This is a genomic window from Streptomyces camelliae (assembly GCF_027625935.1).
GTDB lineage: Bacteria > Actinomycetota > Actinomycetes > Streptomycetales > Streptomycetaceae > Streptomyces > Streptomyces camelliae.
In genome coordinates this window covers 4,600,550-4,618,684 of record NZ_CP115300.1, presented here as the reverse complement: position 1 = coordinate 4,618,684, position 18,135 = coordinate 4,600,550, and the positions used below count along the sequence as shown (strand labels likewise).

General features: G+C 67.5%; 15 protein-coding genes. 14 read left to right on the top strand and 1 reads right to left on the bottom strand.

The window, feature by feature from the left end:
* The first annotated feature begins 48 nt into the window (after positions 1-48).
* From O1G22_RS20975 to O1G22_RS20920, 12 genes are all read left to right on the top strand, one after another.
* The gene (locus O1G22_RS20975) at positions 49-1,086 is read left to right on the top strand and encodes an OsmC family protein (protein ID WP_270082752.1); all 1,038 of its coding nucleotides are present in this window, start codon (positions 49-51) and stop codon (positions 1,084-1,086) included.
* 361 nt (positions 1,087-1,447) lie between these two features.
* The gene (locus O1G22_RS20970; RefSeq protein WP_270082751.1) at positions 1,448-2,362 is read left to right on the top strand and encodes a helix-turn-helix domain-containing protein; all 915 of its coding nucleotides are present in this window, start codon (positions 1,448-1,450) and stop codon (positions 2,360-2,362) included.
* A 481-nt stretch (positions 2,363-2,843) separates the two neighbouring features.
* Positions 2,844-3,032 (top strand): hypothetical protein, encoded by a 189-nt coding sequence (locus tag O1G22_RS20965; protein ID WP_270082750.1) that lies wholly within the window; start codon positions 2,844-2,846, stop codon positions 3,030-3,032.
* Positions 3,033-3,100: 68 nt separating this feature from the next.
* Positions 3,101-3,766, top strand: a complete 666-nt coding sequence (locus O1G22_RS20960; protein WP_270082749.1) for a hypothetical protein — start codon at positions 3,101-3,103, stop codon at positions 3,764-3,766.
* Positions 3,763-4,698, top strand: a complete 936-nt coding sequence (locus tag O1G22_RS20955; protein ID WP_270082748.1) for a Gfo/Idh/MocA family protein — start codon at positions 3,763-3,765, stop codon at positions 4,696-4,698. The genes O1G22_RS20960 and O1G22_RS20955 overlap by 4 nt, the downstream gene beginning before the upstream one ends.
* Before the next feature lie 31 nt (positions 4,699-4,729).
* Entirely contained in the window at positions 4,730-5,815 is a 1,086-nt protein-coding gene (locus O1G22_RS20950) for a helix-turn-helix domain-containing protein (protein WP_270082747.1), read from the top strand.
* Positions 5,816-5,844: 29 nt separating this feature from the next.
* Positions 5,845-7,071, top strand: a complete 1,227-nt coding sequence (locus O1G22_RS20945; RefSeq protein ID WP_270082746.1) for an MFS transporter — start codon at positions 5,845-5,847, stop codon at positions 7,069-7,071.
* 241 nt (positions 7,072-7,312) lie between these two features.
* On the top strand, positions 7,313-7,570 hold the full coding sequence (locus O1G22_RS20940) for an acyl carrier protein (protein WP_270082745.1): 258 nt from the start codon (positions 7,313-7,315) through the stop codon (positions 7,568-7,570).
* A gap of 52 nt (positions 7,571-7,622) precedes the next feature.
* Entirely contained in the window at positions 7,623-8,993 is a 1,371-nt protein-coding gene (locus tag O1G22_RS20935) for a TrpB-like pyridoxal phosphate-dependent enzyme (RefSeq protein WP_270082744.1), read from the top strand.
* On the top strand, positions 8,983-10,107 hold the full coding sequence (locus tag O1G22_RS20930; RefSeq protein WP_270082743.1) for an acyl-CoA dehydrogenase family protein: 1,125 nt from the start codon (positions 8,983-8,985) through the stop codon (positions 10,105-10,107). The genes O1G22_RS20935 and O1G22_RS20930 overlap by 11 nt, the downstream gene beginning before the upstream one ends.
* The gene (locus O1G22_RS20925) at positions 10,104-11,774 is read left to right on the top strand and encodes an amino acid adenylation domain-containing protein (RefSeq protein ID WP_270082742.1); all 1,671 of its coding nucleotides are present in this window, start codon (positions 10,104-10,106) and stop codon (positions 11,772-11,774) included. Before O1G22_RS20930 ends, O1G22_RS20925 begins: the two co-directional genes overlap by 4 nt.
* 4 nt (positions 11,775-11,778) lie before the next feature.
* Complete coding sequence (locus O1G22_RS20920; protein ID WP_270082741.1) at positions 11,779-12,621, top strand: alpha/beta hydrolase; 843 nt, start codon at positions 11,779-11,781, stop codon at positions 12,619-12,621.
* 39 nt (positions 12,622-12,660) lie between these two features.
* Here the strand turns inward: O1G22_RS20920 and O1G22_RS20915 are convergent, their stop codons facing one another.
* Entirely contained in the window at positions 12,661-14,169 is a 1,509-nt protein-coding gene (locus O1G22_RS20915; RefSeq protein ID WP_270082740.1) for an amino acid adenylation domain-containing protein, read from the bottom strand.
* 331 nt (positions 14,170-14,500) lie between these two features.
* On the opposite strand from O1G22_RS20915, the gene O1G22_RS20910 reads away from it, so the two are divergent.
* Entirely contained in the window at positions 14,501-17,920 is a 3,420-nt protein-coding gene (locus O1G22_RS20910) for an amino acid adenylation domain-containing protein (protein WP_270082739.1), read from the top strand.
* Positions 17,910-18,110: an MbtH family NRPS accessory protein gene (locus tag O1G22_RS20905; protein ID WP_270082738.1), complete on the top strand. Its 201-nt coding sequence runs from the start codon at positions 17,910-17,912 to the stop codon at positions 18,108-18,110. The genes O1G22_RS20910 and O1G22_RS20905 overlap by 11 nt, the downstream gene beginning before the upstream one ends.
* Positions 18,111-18,135: the final 25 nt, after the last annotated feature.

Here is an 18,135-nt window from a genome sequence, read left to right as displayed (position 1 = left end):
GGGGTGTCGGAGATGGTCCACGAGATTCGGGAGAGGCCGGAGGAGGCGGTGGCCGACTTCGCGGTCGAAGCTCCGGCCGGTCCGGCGCGGCCCGGCACGGTGGCGAGCCGCACCCTGACGGCCCGCTGCGGCACCACGCGGCTGGCCCGCGACTTCCGGCTCGTTCACAGGTCGGCGGCCGAGGCAGGGGCGTCGCCCGATCCCTCACCGTATGAGACGGCGCTCGCCGCCATGGCGTCATGCGTACTGGTCACGCAGGTCAACGGCTTCACCGCCCGCGGTGTGAACCTGGGCGGGTTGAGCGTCGTCGTGAGTGCAGACCTCCCGCTGGACGACGAAGGCCGCCCGGCCGCCGGGCAGCCGCTGGAGAATATCCGCTGGCGGTCCGACGTGGAGTGCGTCGCCCCTGCCGAGACCGTCTGTTCGATCAACCACCTCACGACGGCGTTCAGCCCGAACCATCGTGTCTTTCTGGACGCCTCCCCGTTCGACGCCATCACGGCCGGGGGCCGGCCCATGACCTGGGAGCCCGCGCCCCCGGTGTCCCGCGTCGTCACGCACTCCGCCGTGCTTCCCCTGGAGGTGACGGCGGTGTGGGAGTACGGTTCCGAGGCCTCGTTCCGCACCGTCACCGTCGTCGACGGGGTGCGCCAGGAGTCGGGGCCCTTCGGAGTGGACCAGGCCAAGCAGATGCTCGGCATCGACCGGGCCCCCAACTCTCAGGAAATTCTGCTGAGTTCACTCGTGGCCGAATTGACGGGGCTGCTGGGCGAAGAGGCTTCGGTGCCGGGATTCCAGATCCGAGCGGCAGGCCGCCTCGACACCCGCGGCATGCTGAATGTCCTCCGCGAGATCCCGAGCCGATTTCACCGGCTCACCCTTGAGGTGACGGGCCCGCAGCGTTCCAAATTGCCCGCTCTTGTCGGCTCGGCGCTCTCACGCAGCGTCATCGCCGCGACTCTCGCCCATGAGCGGACCGTAGGTGTGGAAGCGTGGCACAACAATGTGCTGGAGCGGTCCTATGTCAGCGCCACGAAGGCGGCCGAGGCGGTTCGGGACGAACTGACCAGCCGCTCCAAGTCCTGAAAAAACACCCGTCTGGCCCGCCACTCAGCGTGCTGAAAAGGCAAGGCGTCACCCCCCTGCCCCATTGCCCGGCAAGGCCGAGATCACTGGCTCGATAAGGGAGACGGAGGTATGGTGCGTCTCGGGGATGCGGCGCTGTCTCGGCGTGCAGAGACGCGAACTTGCTTCCTGCGCACAGCAAGCGGGTTCGACTGCCGGGCTGAAGGCTGGGGGGAATGTGTCGCATCGCGGCAAGAGGGGTACGGGAGGGCCGGGACCCTCGGATCGCTCACTGGCACAGGTCCTCTATCGGCTGATACACGAGAATCCGTCGTGGCTGGCAGAAGACCTGGCGGCCGCCGCGGGGATTTCCACGGCGGAAGTGGAGTCGACGCTCGAAAGTCTGGAAAGAATCGGCCTTCTCGTTCCATCGACGGAGACGCCCGGCGGGTATGTCGCCATTGATCCAGATGCGGCGCTTTACCGGCTGTTCGCAGCCGAGGAACGGCAGGTGGCCCGGCACAAGGAAAAGCTGGCGCGCACGCGTGATTCCATCAGGGCCATCATGGGTGACTTCATGAATCTACGCGCGTACGGGCGGGACGTCATCGAAGTCGAAACACTGCGCAGCGTCAGTCAGGCCAATGCGTTCCTGGATGATGCGGTGAGCCTCGTCAAATCCCGTGAATGCACTATGCATCCCGGCGGAATTCCGCCCGTGGATCTCATGGACGACATGCTGCTGCGCGACTCGGAAGTGATGAGCAGGGGCATCAAGGTCCGCACGCTCTATGCCCAGCACATCGCCGAAGTGCCCCATATGGGAGAGTATCTGGAATCGGCCTCTCAGCTCGGAATGGAAGTCCGGCTGGCCGCCCATCTCCCGCTGCGCATGCTGCTCTTCGACGACAGCCTGGCGCTCCTTCCCATCGACCCGCAGGACAGTTCGCAGGGCGCATTCGCTATTCGGGGTACCGAACTGGTCCGCTCGCTTCAGTCGCTGTTCGACTTCTGCTGGCACAACGCCACGCCGTTTGAGCCGCGCTCGCAGAAGTCGCACTCGGAGATCGAGATCACCGCCCAGGAGCAGCTCATCGTGCGCATGCTCGCGGCGGGCATGAAGGACGAGAGCATCGCACGGCAACTGGGGGTATCGGCTCGCACGCTGAGCCGTACGATCGCCGCGTTCCTCGACCGGCTGGGCGTGGAGACCCGCTTCCAGGCCGCGCTGAAGGTCGCCGAGCTCGGCGTCCTCAACACCCCGGCCACCCCGCTCTCGCCACAGCCAGGCAGTTGACCAGGAGAAACGCGGAAGTCCGGCGGGCCGATAAAGGTGCCGCCGCTCGAAGCCGGCCTGGTCGCTCCCCAACGCCCCGAACGCGGCCGGACCGAACTCGCCTGGATCCCGGACAGGCGTCGCAGTCCGCGACGGTCTTGGGGCGCTTGGCCCGCACGGCCCCGAATCTCTGTTTCGAGGCCCGCGTCGAACGGGAGAACAGGAAGCCACCGCCCGTGCCGACCGGGCCGTCGGCCAGTCCCGCCATAGCCGTTCCTTGCGGCCAGGGGTGTGTCGGACCAGCCCTGGACAACCCTGGTTCAGCGCCTTCCTGACTGTCTCAGCATGTGAGATGCGGGCCGCTCTGTCCACTACCCGTCATGGCAGATGGCCGCATCCAGAAAGCCTGGTCCTGGAGCGATGGTGGCGAAACGATAGCGAAGCAACGAGGCGGAGCGACGCCCGCCAGTTCGAATCCGACCAATTCACCGGGGGAACAGCCATGTCCAAATTCGGAAATCGCGCGCTCTCCGTCTGTATCACCGCGGCCGCGCTCGTCGGCCTCACCGCCACGACTCCCTGCGTCACCAACGCCGCTGGCACCCGCACGGTCCAGATGGCCGACGGCCAGGCTCCCGGGACCGGCGCATCCGCGAAGAGCACCGAGCCGGACAGCAACGGCTGGTGGTAGCCGACTCGTCTCTCGTCCCCCGACGCTCACCGAGCGGCGGAACGCCTCCTCCCAAGGAAGCAACTGGCATGACGAACACCGCGATCGCCGAACTGACCATGACGCAGTTGCCCGCTGCCGCGTATCCACTGCCAGTCGCGCCGCACACGGCGGCGCGAGCGCGCGGCGCCACGCCCGCGATGAACCCGGGGGAGCCGGCCCTCTGCGGAGACGGGACCGTGGTGCTTGCCTCGGGGGCTCGCTGCCGGATCAGGGTGATCGAGGCAGCAGGCCGGGAGCCGGCGGTCGCGGGGCATGGCCGCTCGGTGGTCGTCCGTCCCGACGACGGACTCGGCCTCTCGCGCGGGGCCTTGCCCGCGGGCATCGCCACGGTTCCCGGTCCTGGCCCGGAAACCGGGGACAGGGTCTGCGGTTTCTCTGGACAGCCGCTGACCACAGGGGCGCGGGTGCTGGTCCGGCACGGCAGAGGGAACATCCGGGGGATCGTCCGCGAGCCGGCGGAACGCTTCGACCCGGCGACGGCGCGGTGGGGCTCTCGCGCAGCTCGGCCCGTCAGCGACGACATCCCGCGCGTGTCGGGGCGCACGCTGGACGCCCTGCCCGCCGACCCGTACGACGAGGTGCGGGCGCCCGGTGCGGTTCCGCTGATGGACGAGCATTCGGGAGAGATCGTCGGCGCGGGCCTGTCCGCGGGTATCGCGGCGGAGCAGACAAGTGGAGTAGGGGCGCCATGACACTCGGTGTGGCCATCGTCGGTTTCGGGGTGGCGGGCCGACAGCATGCCGCGGCCCTGGACGGTGTCCCGTTCGCACGGGTCGCGACTGTCCTGGAGCGGGACGGGTCCGTGGACACCGACGGCCTGCCCCGCTCGGCGGACTGGGCCGGCCTGCTCGACGACCCGTCGGTGGATCTCGTCGCCTTGTGCGTGCCTCCAGGGAACCGGGCCGCCCTCGCGGAGGAGGCCGTGCGTGCGGGGAAGGCGGTGCTCCTGGAGAAGCCCCCGGCTTCCTCGCCCGCCGAGATCGACCGGATCGTGGCGCTCGGCCGCCGACTGGGCCGTCCGATCGGCGTGATGCTCCAGGAACGGCTCAGGCTCCCCGAGCACGTGCTCGGCTGGGACTGGGGGAAGGGCGCCACAGGTGTGCTCCAGGTGTCCCGGTACCGGCCCAGCGCGCACTACCGGTGGGCGGGCTGGCGCCATGACCCGGCCGAGTCGCTCGGCGGTGTCGCCGCGCATCTGGCCGTGGACTACCTCGATCTGGCCTGCCAGTTGCTCGGTGAGCCCGTGAACCTGCGGCTGGGCGGCAGCCGAGAGCTCGTACCTGGTATCGACTCGCGGATCGCCGGCCTGGTCGAGTTCAGGGAGGGTGCCGTCCTCAGCTTCGTGGTCACCGCCGAGAGCACCGTCAGGTCCCAGCGGCTGGAGATCCTGGGTACGGACCGGCGCATCGTGGTGGCCGACAGCGCCGTCACCACCGAGGCTGCCGGCCGGATCGAGGACCACCCGGCCCCGCCCACCCCCCAGTTGCGCCGCGCGGTCTACCAGGAGATGGCGCGGGCGCTGGACACCGGCGGTCTGCTGCCGCGTTCGGGCCTGCGGAGCGCCCGCCACGTCTCGGTGATCCTCCGGTCGGTTTTCGACGAGTTGAACGCCGTACGGCCCTGACAATGCGCCTGCACCTGAAGGGTGATCAAGCATGAATACGCCTGATTCGAACGCAGTTCGCACCTACCGGCAACTCATCACCGAGGGCGATCTGTCACATCCGAACGTTCTCGCGCTGCTCGGCTCGGATCGGGAGACTGCCGTCGCCACGCTCGACCAGCTGCGCGATGTCGGTCTTGTCACCTACGCCGAGACCGATCCGGACTTCGTCACCGCAGTGAGCGCAGACGTCGCAGAGGAAAAGGCCTTCGGCCGGCTTCTGGAATCCCTGGACCGCGTGGTGCGCGACGTGACCAGGACCCAGTCCGAACTGCGGAGCCTGCGAGTGTTCAACGAAGCCCTGTCCGCCGACTGCAAGAGCGGGCAGATAGTCGCCATCGCCGATCCCGATGCGGTGAACACACGGATCGCGGAGGCGGCCGGCGCATGCAAATTCGAGGTCCTGGTGGTTCAGCCCGGCGGGCCGCGACCTCGGGCGATCCTTGAACAGGCCTATCCGCGCGACAGCGCCATGCTCAAACGCGGCGTCAGCATGCGCGCGATCTACCAGCACAGCGCACGCTTCTGCGGGAACACTCAGAAACATGCGGAATCACTGACCGCGATCGGCGCCGAGGTCAGGACCTTGGACTGTCTCTCCCGACGCCTGATGGTCTTCGACCGGCACACCGCCTTCATTGCCGGCGGCTCCGAAGAGGCCGGGGCGATCATGATCAAATATCCTGCCGTCGTCGCGTTCCTGGTCGACGTGTTCGAGGCGATCTGGAGTCTCGCCCAGCCGATGACCTCGTCCTATCGGACGCGTATCGAGGGATCGGTCGTGTCCGACATTCAGAATTCGATCATGAAATTGATGATGACCGAGGAAAAGGACGGAGCAATCGCACGGCGCCTTGCGATCAGTGAGCGCACGTGCCGCAGCCACATTTCCAAGATCATGCAGCGACTCGGCGCACGGAACCGCACGCACCTGGGGTACCTCATCGCGCAGGAGGAGGCGGCCGGCCGCGGCAGGGAGATGTATCCGGAGCCCGCTGTCGACCGTGGCTGGGGGGCCCAGCACGGGCATCGCCGGCCGGCCGGGGGGCTCCCGTCCGACACCGCCCAAGTGGCCTGACCGCATACTCTGGACAAGGAACATTCGCGATGCAACTGCGTACGCCTTCGTACGTCGACGTCCTGCGTACCCCCCATGCGACCCGCACGTTCGGGGCGGCGCTGGTGGGCAGACTCTGTTACGGCATCACCCCGCTCTCCCTCATGCTCGCGCTGACCGGCAGCGGCCGGTCGTACGCGGTCGCCGGCGGCGCCGAGGCCCTCTTCGCCGCCGGGGCCACCCTGCTCGCCCCGTTGCGGGCCAGGCTGATCGACCGTCACGGCCTGCGACGTGCGCTGCTGCCGATGGCGCTCGTCTTCGCGCTCCTGCTCGCCATGCTCGGCGCCACCACCTGGTGGCACGGTGTGTCCGTCGCACTGATCATCGGGGTCGCCGGTGCCGCGGGATCCTGCGCACCACCTCTCGGTCCGACGATGCGGGCGCTGTGGAACGAACTCATCCCCGAATCCCCGGACCTGCTGCGCCGCGCCTTCAGTCTCGACACCGTGGCCGAAGAGGTCTTGTTCCTGGCCGGCCCGCTCCTCGCCGGGCTGGTGGCCACGGTCGCCGTACCGTCGGCCGGGCTGCTCCTTTCGGCGACGCTGGTGGCCTGCGGCACGACCGCACTGGTCACCTCGCCCGTGGTGCGGTCCGCGACGCACAACGCCAAGGAGCGCGGTGAGGCGGGGCGAGTCGGACGCGCGATCGTCCAGCCGGTCCTGGCCGCCCTCGGTATCGGTCTCTGCCTGGGCACCGTCAGCCTGCTGATGGTGGCGTTCGCCAGGTTCCACCACCAGGGGGCCGCGGTGGCCTGGTGCAGCGCGGCCCTGTCGGCAGGCAGCGCGCTCGGCGGTCTGGCCTACGGCGCGGTGAACTGGAAGCTCTCGTCTCGCAAGCAGCTGCCGATACTGGTGGCCGGGCCGGCCATCGGCATCGGGCTGGCCGGACTGTCACCGAACCTCGTGGTGCTGGCGCTGATGGCGCTCTGCACGGGGGTCTGTATATCCCCTGGACTGTCGGCCGCGTACCTCGTCGCCAACCAGTCCGCGGCACCGCAGGCCCGGGTGCGGGCCGGGACCTGGGTGAACACGGCGGTGAACGCCGGCAACACCACCGGAGCCGCGACCATCGGCTTCGCCATCTCCAACCTGCCGCTCCACACCAGCTTCGCCCTGGCCGCGGCACCCGCACTCGTTCTCGCCGGGGCGGCTTTCCTTTTTGTCCGGGGCAAGGAGAAAACAATCGTGCAGGAAGACTCGTCAGTGGCGCGCGCCTGAGACGAACGGTACCCGCAGGAATTGGGCAGATCAGGATCACGCAGTTGCATGATCCGGAACCCTTTGCGCGCTGGTGCGAGTGAACGGTCCGGGTGCAGCATCGGAAGCTGGCGGTTTCTTGCGGGTAGTTCGCGAGGGCTGCCGAATACAGGCAGGGGGCAAGCACTTTCTCACTGCCCGCCGAATTTGACCGTTTCGCGTCGGAGCAGATTCCGACGCCCATTGTCCCTGAGGGGGCCCCGTGGCGGATTCCGTAGTTTCGATGCAGGTCAGGCGCCAGCTCATCGATATTCTCGACCTTGAGCTGTCTCCGGAGGACATAGCGGACGAAGTCCCTCTGTACTCGTCCACGATCGGCCTGGATTCGCTGAGTCTCCTTGAACTCATCACGCGGCTCGAAACTGATCTCTCCTGTGAGATCAACGACGAGGCACTCATGCAGGTCGACCTCGTCGACGTGGGAAGCCTGGTCCGGCTGGTGGCCGCACAGGTGGCCTGACCCGACCGACAGTGATTCCGATGGCGAGCCGGCCCGGCAAGGAGGAGTGGCAGTGAGTGAAGACGCAGTTCGGAGCGGAGTTCCGACGCACTGGTACAACGTGATCGCTGATCTGGCGGGATATATCCCCCAGGAGCGGAGGCCGGCCCAGCGGGCGGGGCGGCACGGAGTTCAGCCGCAGCTTCCTCTCTCGATCTACCGGCAGAGCGTGAGCAAAGAGTCGTTCATTGCGATTCCGGACGAAGTGCGGGCGGAGTACGAGCGCTGGCGGCCGACGCCTCTGGTGCGCGCCCGGAAGCTGGAGAAGGCGCTCGGTACCCCTGCCAAGATCTACTACAAATACGAGGGGGTCAGCCCTTCCGGTAGCCACAAGCTGAACTCGGCTATTGCCCAGGCCTATTACTACAAGAAGGCCGGGATACGCGAGCTGGTGACCGGGACCGGCGCCGGGCAGTGGGGCACGGCGCTGGCGATGGCGTGCAAGTCGTACGGCATGGACTGCACCGTCTACATGGTGAAGTGCAGTTACGAACAGAAGCCCTACCGCCGATTGATGATGGAACTCAATGGCGCGAAGGTCATCCCCAGCCCCAGCGTCCACACCGAGGCCGGGCGAACGATTCTTCTGGAGGACCCCGACTGCCCGGGGAGCCTGTCGGTGGCCAGTTCCGAGGCGCATGAGTACGCCAACGAAGGGGACGGCGTCCGCTACTCCGCGGGAAGCGGCGACAACCACGTGCTGCTGCACCAGACAGTCATCGGTGAGGAAGCGCTCGTCCAGATGGCGGAGAGAGGCGAATTCCCGGACACCGTGATCGGGGCGATCGGTGCCGGGAGCAACTTCGCCGGCCTCGCGTTCCCGTTCTACCGCGCGTCGGTCGAGACGGGCCGGAAGACTCGGCTGGTCGCGGTCGAGCCGAAGTCCTGTCCGAAACTGACGCGGGGTGTCTACACCTGGGACCACCACGACGCCCTGGGCAACACCCCGATGTCCAAGATGTACACGCTGGGGAACGACTTCATGCCGTCGCCCATCCACGCCGGAGGGCTGCGATACCACGGCGCGGCTCCCGTGATCAGCTGGATGTACCACGAGAACCTGGTTGAGGCCGTCGCGTACGCGCAGAACGAGATCTTCGAGGCGGGTGTGACGTTCGCCCGCGCCGAACAGATCATCCCGGCACCGGAGTCCGCCCACGCCATCAAGCACGCCATCGACCGGGCCGTACGGGCCCGCGAGAGCGGTTCGACAGAGACGATTCTGTTCAATCTGAGCGGCCATGGACTCATGGATCTCGGCGCCTACGAGAAGTACATGAACGGCCTTCTCGGCGACGACTCGGCGACGGAGCTCGAAGTCGACCAGGCCATCGAGAAGCTCACCAGGGCGCGGGACGAGCGGGGGCACGGCAGTGAATCTTGAGTGGTCCGCGGAGCAGCTCGCGCTGTACAACCGCCTCCGCGAGCACGGCGGTTCGCTCGCTCCCGGGCAGCCGGGCGAGGGCGGAGCGGACTGGGAGGCGCTCGCTGCCGGCCAGGTCATGGCGCTGCCGGTGCCTGTCGACTATGGCGGTCTGGGCCACTCCCCGCTCACCTGTGCCTTCGCCCTCGAAGGGCTCGGATACGGCTGCCGGGACATCGGGCTGCTTGTCTCGGCCGGCGCTCACATGTGGGCCGTACAGCACCCGATCGTGAAGTTCGGTACGCCGCAGCAGAAGGCGACGTACCTGCCGGGCCTGGCGAGCGGGAAGCTGACCGGCGCGCACGCCATCACCGAGACCGAGGCCGGTTCCGACGCGCTCGCCATGGAGGCAGCCGCCGTCAAGGACGGAACGACGTATCGGCTTTCGGGACGCAAGAGGTTCGTGACGAACGCGCCGCAGGCCGATGTGTTCCTCGTCTACGCAACGCTCGGGAAGCAGTTCGGGTTCACGGGAGTGACGGCGTTCCTGGTCGAGCGGGACCATCCCGGGCTGAGGGTCGAGGCCGAGTACCAGAAGATGGGGCTCCGCTCGTGCCGGTGGGGCCAGGTCGTCCTCGACGACTGCGTCGTGGACGAGAGCCGGCGGCTGGGTGCGGAAAGGCAGGGGTCGAAGATCTTCGCCTCGGTGATGGCGTGGGAACGAACCCTCCTGCTCGCCCCTTTGCTGGGCGCGATCGAGGCGCAGCTCGAAGAGTGTGTGCAGCGGACCCGCTCACGGCGGCAGTTCCGGCGCCGGATCTCCTCCTTCCAGTCGGTGACGAACCGGATCGTCGACCTGCGGCTGAGGCTGGAAGCAGCCCGGAACCTCACCTACCGGGCCGCCTGGGAACTGGCGGACAACGAAGAGTCCTGTTACCCGGAGATGGTGAAGCTCGCCATCAGCGAGGCCGCGGTCGCCACGTTCGAGGGCGCCATGCAGATCTTCGGCGGCTACGGATACACGGAAGAAGCCGGGATCGAGGAACGGCTCCGGGACGCACTCGGCACCAGAATTTCCTCAGGGACCTCGGACATGCAGAGATCTGTCATAGCGGCGAAGCTCGGAATGAGGTGAAGCGGTTCATGGAGCGGTCACCTTCAACAGCCGCCGGAACCCTGGTGGACCTCCTGAGAAAATCCGTGCGGGACACCCCCGACAAGATCGCCGTCAAGGAAAAGAGCCGGCAGATCAGCTATGCCGAACTGGACGAGATCAGCGATCTGGTGGCGGGCACCCTGGCCGGCCGCGGCCAGGGCGGAACCATGCGCGTGGGGATCTGGCTGAACAAGTCGATCGAAGCGGTGGCCGCCATCCACGCGGTGCTCCGGAGCGGCGGGGCCTATGTGCCGGTCGATCCGACCGCGCCCGTCCGGCGGGCGGCCACCATCATCGCCGATTGCGGTATGACGTGGCTGATCACGACCATGGACAGAGTCGAGACGCTCCGTGCGGCCAGGCCCGACGTGCTGTCCTCGCTCTCCGTTCTCGTCGTCGGCGAGGATCCCGGGCAGACACCGGACGATCTCTCCGTGGCATCCTGGGCCGATGCGCTCGCCCGCGGTACGCGGACACCGCGCACCCTCGCGGGGCCGGACCCCGACGATGTGGCCTACATCCTGTACACGTCGGGCTCGACCGGCACGCCCAAGGGCGTGACCCTGTCACACGGGAACGCCCGCGCGTTCGTCGACTGGGCGAGGAGCGAGTTCGATGTGACGTCCGTGGACGTGCTGGCCAGTCATGCCCCGCTCCACTTCGACCTGTCCATCCTCGATGTCTTCGTGGCCGTGGCTGCGGGTGCGTGCGTGTCGCTGGTTCCGGAGAGCTGGCAAGGCCTCGGCGCGGCCCTGAACCGGTTCGTCGCCGACGAGAAGATCTCGATCTGGTACTCGGTACCGAGCGCGTTGCGCAGAATGGTCGAGGCGGACAACGCCGAGTTCCTCGCGGCGTCCCGGTTGAGAGTCGTGTCCTTCGCCGGTGAGGCCTATCCCACGCGCCAACTGAGAGCGCTGCGGGACAAGGTGCCCACGGTGACCGCCCTTTACAACCTGTACGGCCCGACCGAGACGAACGTCTGCACCTTTCACCGTGTCGAGGACGAGGACTTCGGCGCGGCCGCCGGCGCGGCGCCGCCCATCGGACAGCCGTGCCCTTATGCCAGAGCGATCCTGCTTGAGGGAGACCGGACCAGGCTGCCCGACGACGGGGAAATGACCGGAGAGCTCTGCATCTCCGGCGAATCGGTCATGCAGGGCTATTGGAACGACCCGGCGAAGACAGCGAGCCGGATCGTCGATCAGCCCGACGGGAGCTTCTACCGCACCGGTGACATCGTGCGCCGCACCAGCGACGGGCGGTATGTCTTCATCGGCCGCAACGACAGCCTGGTCAAGATCAAGGGCTACCGTGTCGAGCTGGGGGAGATCGAGGCGGCCCTGGAGTCCTTGCCCGCGGTCGACCAGGCCGTATGCGTGGCCGTCGGTGATGCGGCGTCCGGCGATACGCGCCTCGCCGCCTTCGTCACCTCGCCGTCCGGCGCCGTGACGGACGAGCGGGGCATGCGCCGCCACTGCCGTCAGTCACTGCCCGCCTATATGGTCCCGGACCTGATCGAGATTCTGCCGGTCCTGGAGTACACCTCCACCGGAAAGATCGACCGCATGGCCCTGACCGCTCTTGCGGAGAGCCGGATCACCATGAGCCGGGTACGCCCCGGTTCGGCCCGGAAACAGAGACGGTGACGGCGTGTACCGGCTCATAGAGAAATATAAGCTCTTGTCGCACGAGGTGGAAACGTGGGAATGGCCGAGCCGTGCACTCGGCTGCGACAAACGGGTCAGCGTGCTCAGGCCTGCACAGGCGAATGCGACGAATTCTGCGCTTCCCGTGCTGTTCCTGCTGCACGGCTTCGGCGGAAACCGACTGACCTGGCTGCAGCGCACTCGCCTGGTCGAGCACCTCGCGGGCCTGGATCTCATGGTCGTGATTCCGGAGAGCGGCCGTCGGTGGTTCATCAACGACCACAAAGGACTGAGATACGAGGACTATCTCATCGGCGAGGTGGTGTCCTTTGTCGATGAGAATTTCGGTGCATACACGAGAAGCGGGCGCAGGGCCATCGGCGGGTTCTCCATGGGAGGGGCCACTGCCCTGATGCAGGCCTTGAGGCACCCGGGTCTGTTCTCCACGGTCATCAGTCATGCCGGAGCCTTCGAAGCGCCACTCAGAGTGGGCGACCCCTATTCAGAGGTACGGCAGAACCGGGATTCCGCCATTCCCTCGACAGCGGCCCACGAGCGGGTCTGGGGACCGCCGGGAAGCCTGGTACGGCTGCGCTACGACCCCTTCAGGATGATTGATCTGCAGGCGGTCGTCCCCGATCTGTCCCTGTATTTCGACGTCGGGTTGCAGGATTATGCCCGGATCATCGGTATGAACCGGCACATGGCGCTGAAGATCGAGGAATCGGGTATCGACTTCGAGTACCACGAGCGCGAAGGAGGGCACGACCTGCACTTCCTGGACCGGTCCCTGCCCTTCTCGCTCGCGTTCGCGGCCGACCGGCTGCACCGCGAGGTTCAGGCCTGATGTGCGGCCCCGGACCAGGAGCCGGGGCCGCGTACCGCGTCAGGCGGTGACGGCGGTGCGCAGAGCCGTGCGGTCGAGCTTCCCGTGCGGGGTGATCGGCAGTTCCGTGAGGTACTTGATGCGCTGCGGCCGCAGATGGGCCGGCAGGGCGGCTGCCAGCGCGTCGCGTATGTCCTTGCTGCTCGCAGGCGTGCCCACGGCTGGTACCACATAGGCCACGAGGACCCTGTCCCCGTGGCGGTTCTCCTCCACCCCGCAGGCGGCCGAGCCGATGCCGGGCATGGCCCGCAGGGCCGCTTCGATCTCGCCGAGCTCGATGCGGAAGCCGCGCAGTTTCACCTGCTGGTCCTTCCTTCCGACGTAATAGAGCATCCCGTCGGGCCTTCGGACAGCCTGGTCGCCACTGCGGTAGAACCTTCTGCCGCCGTCGGTGACGAACTTCTCGGCGGTCAACGCGTCACGGTTGAGATATCCATGGCTCACACCGGCGCCGCTGACCCATATCTCGCCCGGTTCGCCGTCGGGTACGGGAACGCCGTCGTCGTCCACGAGTGTCACCTCAAGATGGGGCAGGGCGCGTCCGATGGGCGTGGTCCCCGCCGGTGCTTCGTCCAGCAGTTCGCCCGTCAGCTCGCAGTACGTCACATGCACGGTGGTCTCCGTGATCCCGTACATGTTCGTGAGCCTCGCCCGCGGGGCGGCGGCGACCGCGTTCCAGTGCCCGATGTCGTCCGCGTGGAGCGCCTCACCGCCGAAAATCACATGACGCAGCCGCGGCAGCTCCACGGGCGCGAGTTCGAGCTCCTGGGTCAGCAGTCCGAAGACCGACGGGACCTGATTGAGGACACTGACGGATTCCTCGGCCAGCAGCGTCTTGAACGCCGCGGGGTCGGCCGCAACCGCGGGACCGACCATCACGGCGCGGCCGCCGTGCAGCAGCGCGCCCCACAGCTCCCAGACGCTGAAGTCGAAGCTGTAGCTGTGAAAGACGGTCCACACGTCGTCCGGGCCGAAATCGAAGACCTGCCCGGCCGCGTCGAAGAGCCCGAGTACGTGCTCGTGCCCGACCAGACAGCCCTTGGGTGTCCCGGTGGATCCCGACGTGTAGATGACGTACGCGGTGCCGGCCGGCACCCGGGCCCGGTCCGGGGCGGCTGGCCTGCGGGCGATCACGAAGGGTCCGACCGAGGCGACCGGGACCTCGTCGTCGGCGACACCGCTGTCGGTGACGACGAGGGCGCTCCCCGAGTCGCGGAGGATGTGCTGCTGACGGGCGGCCGGGTAGTCCGGGTCGACCGGAACGTAGCCCCGGCCGGACTGCAGGACGCCCAGGATCGCCGCGGGAGCCCGCACGCTCCGGCCGATCCTGAGGGCGACGAGCCCCTCGGCGGGACTCAGTTCCGCGGTGAGGACGTCGGATAGTTCGTCGGCGAGCCCGCCGAGCCGGCCGTAGGTCACCGCATCACTGCCCGCGGACACCGCGCACCGGTCCGGCCATCTGGTCGCGACCTCGCGAAATCGCTCATGAAGTGTGGACGGCTCTGTCATATGTGATTCTCCCGTCGGTATCGGCTTCCCGATGCGGCCCGAATCTACCGGGCGAGATTGCCGAGGGGAGCGTCCCCGGTGTTACCGGAAGCGGAGCCTGCAGAATGATGAACCCTCCATGCGCTCGACACGGATCACTTCTCGGAGCAATGATCGACCGAGTGCTCAACCGAGCCTGAGTCAAAGAATCCAATGGCTTTCATTGGCAATTAAGCCATGCCTGATCGGAATGACGACGCTGTCTGGCACCTCAGTGAAGAAACGGATGTGAACCATTATGTACTTGGGTGCCGAAGCGCCGTCAGCCGATATCGAAAACACGCTGACCGCCTTGTTCGAGTACCGGACGGATCTCCATCCGGATCGTTGCGCGGTCGCCGCCGAGGACGCCGAGCTGACGTACGGGGAGCTGGACGGCGAAGCGAACGCGCTGGCCGCGGACCTCATCGCGCGGGGCGTGGAGCCTGGCGAGTCCGTGCTGTGCTCCTTCGGTCGCAGTGCCGCAGCCCTGGTGGCCCACCTGGCCGTGCTGAAGGCCGGTGCCGTGTACGTCCCCGTCGATCCGCAGACCCCGCCGAACCGGCTGCGTCTTCTCGCCGAGCGGACGTCGGCCGTCGCCGTACTGAGCACGCCCGAAGGGCTGCGGTCGCCGGACCCGGTCACCGCGCTACGCCTGCCGGTCGCCGTCTCCCGGCGAAGCGGGGTCCGCCCGCCCCGCCGGCCCCGCCCCGCCGACGTCGCGTACATCATCTTCACCTCGGGCTCCACCGGCGAGCCGAAGGGTGTCGTCGTCTCCCACCGGGCCATCACCAGCACCACACTGGCCAGGCTGCGGCACTACGAGGACCCGGTCCGACGCTTCCTCATGCTCTGGCCCATGTCCTTCGACGCCTCGCTCGGCACCATCTGGTGGACCCTCGCGTCGGGCGGCACCCTGGAGTTGGCGCCCGAGTCGCTGGACGGCGTGATGCGAGCCGTCGACGCCGTGCTCAGCGGCCGGACCCGGATCTCACACACCTCGATGACTCCGTCGCACTACCTCACCGCGCTGCGCAGGCTGCCGGAACCTTCGACGGGCCCGGACGTGATGCTGGTCGCCGGTGAACAGTGCCCGGCACCGCTGGTCTCCGAGCACTACCGGCTCCAGCCGGGTACCCGCCTGTACAACTCCTACGGCCCTACGGAGGCGGCCGTGTGGTGCGCCGGCACCGAACTCCTCGCGGGTGCCGATGTCACGGTCGGTCGGGCGATCCCGGGCGCGGAGATCCTCGTACTGGACGACGAGGGCAACGACGTACCGGCGGGAGAGCCGGGGGAGGTCAGCATCCGGGGTACGGGGCTGGCCGAAGGCTACCTGGGCGATCCCGAGCTGACCGCGCGGCGTTTCTTCCGGCATCCGGCGGGGGTCCGGTACCGGACCGGGGATCTCGGCCGGCTGCTGCCCGACGGACGGCTGGTGATCCTCGGCCGCAAGGACGACCAGGTGAAGATCCGCGGGCGCAGGATCGAACCAGGGGAGATCGAAGGGGTTCTGCACACCCACCCAGGGGTGGCCCAGGCGGTCGTGCTCGCGCACCAGGACCGCCTGGTCGCCTACGTGGTCTGCTCGGCGGACCGGGACGACTGGTCGCGCGAGCTCAGGGAGTTCGCCGGCCGATGGCTTCCGGACTACATGACGCCGAACGCCGTCGTGGTGCTGGACGCCCTGCCGATGAAACCGAACGGCAAGGTGGACAAGGAGGCGTTGCCCGTTCCCGCCTTCCAGGCCGCCGCCAAGGGGCGTGCTCCTCGCAGCCCCGAGGAGAAGGCGCTGTGCGGCCTGGTCGCGGAGGTCCTGGAAGTGCCGGACGCGGCCCTGGGGAACGACTTCTTCGACCTGGGCGGGAACTCCCTGCTCGCCATGCGCCTGGTGGCGCGTGTACGGACGCTGCTGAACCGCGAACTGACCGTGCGCAGCGTCTTCGACCACCCGGTCCTCGAAGACCTCGTGGCCCAACTCGGTGAGCGACGGGTCGTACGCCGTGACCTGGTCCCGGCCGCCCGCCCGGACCGCGTACCGCTCTCTTTCGCCCAGCGCAGGATGTGGTTCCTCAACCAGCTGGAGGGCCCCAGCGCGACGTACAACATCCCGTTCCCGCTGCGCCTGCGGGGGCCGCTGGACCGCACGGCCCTGTGGGCGGCCATCGGCGACGTGGTGAGCCGCCACGAAAGCCTGCGTACGGTCTTTCCGGAGAGCGGCGGGGAACCGTATCAGCGGGTGCTCGCGGCGGCCGAGGCCGGTGTCGAGGCGGATGTCGTCGAGTGCACGCACAGCGATGTGCCAAAGCTCCAGGCCGAGTTCGAGAACCGGGGCTTCGACGTCTCGTCCGAGCCTCCGCTGCGTGCACGTCTCCTGCGACTCGGCCCCGATGAGCACGTCCTGCTGCTGGTCCTGCACCACATCGCGTGTGACGGCTGGTCCATGGCCCCCCTCGCCCGGGATCTGGCCCGGGCGTACACCGCACGGACCCAGGGCCCGGCCACTTCGCCGGCACCCCTTCCCGTGCAGTACGCGGACTTCTCGCTGTGGCAGCGGGAGACACTGGGCGGGACCGACGAGCCGGAGAGCGTGTACACGCGGCAACTTGATTTCTGGACGACGGCGTTGGCGGGCATCCCCGACCAACTGGATCTCCCGTGCGACTACGCCCGTCCGGCACATGCGAGTTTCCGCGGCGAAGTCATCGACTTCCGGCTGGAGGCGGAAATCCACCGTCGGATGACGGAATTCGCCGCCACCGCCGGGGTGAGCGTGTTCATGGTTTTCCAGGCCGCGCTCGCCGCTCTTCTCACCAGATTGGGCAGTGGGACCGACATTCCGATCGGAAGCCCGGTCGCAGGCCGTTTCGACGAGTCGCTCGACGACCTCGTGGGGTTCTTCGTCAACACGCTGGTTCTGCGGACCGATACGTCGGGAGACCCCACGTTCAAGGAACTGGTCGCCCGGGTACGGGAGTTCGACCTCAGCGCATTCGCGAACGAGGATCTCCCCTTCGAGAACCTGGTCGAGGCGCTCAATCCGCCCCGCTCACTTGCCCGCCACCCGCTCTGCCAGGTCGTACTGGCTTTCCAGAACAACGCTGTAGCGGACATGCGTATGCCCGGTCTGGACGTCACGGCCCTGGACTGGCGACTCGACGTCGCCCGGTTCGATCTGCTGGTCACCGTCACCGAGCCGCCGGTGTCGGACGGTGCGCAGTACGGCCTGGACTGCGGTATCGAGTACGCCACGGACCTCTTCGACCGGCGAACCGTGGAAAGCCTGGCCGAATGCCTGGTCAGGATGATCGAGAGGGCGATGGCCGAGCCCGGACTGCCGATCGGGGACATCGACATCGGTCACTTCGAGCGGGCCGGCTCCGGGTCGGGTCTCCGGGACGCCGTCGGTGAGGCGGCCGGAAGCGCTCTGGCGGCACCGGACGGGCAGGCCGATCGGTCGGCCAAGGAGGAAGCGCTCCGCGAGCTTTTCGCCGACGTCCTCGGGATTGACGAAGTGGGCGTCACAGACGACTTCTTCGACCTTGGTGGGCATTCACTCCTGGCCACCAGACTGGTCCTTCGGGTGCGATCGGAAATGGGATATGAGCTCACTGTGCGGGAGCTCTTCGACTTCCCCTCGGTGGAATCCCTCACCGGTCGGCTGACCAGAAAGACCAAGAACCGTCCCGCACTGGGAAAGTCGAAAGGCTCGGGAGCTCGCGATGTTCGATGACGAGAACGGTCAATTCGTGGTGGTCGTCAACCAGCTGAACCAAATGTCAATCTGGCCCGATTCGAAGCAGCTCCCGCACGGCTGGCACAGGACCGAGTTCTCCGGAAACAAGGCCGGCTGTCTGGACCACATCCGGGAAACGTGGCAGGACGTTTCCCCCGATCTCTCGCATCGCTCCACCGACCAGTGAACGGACCAGGTTGTGCCTGAGATGC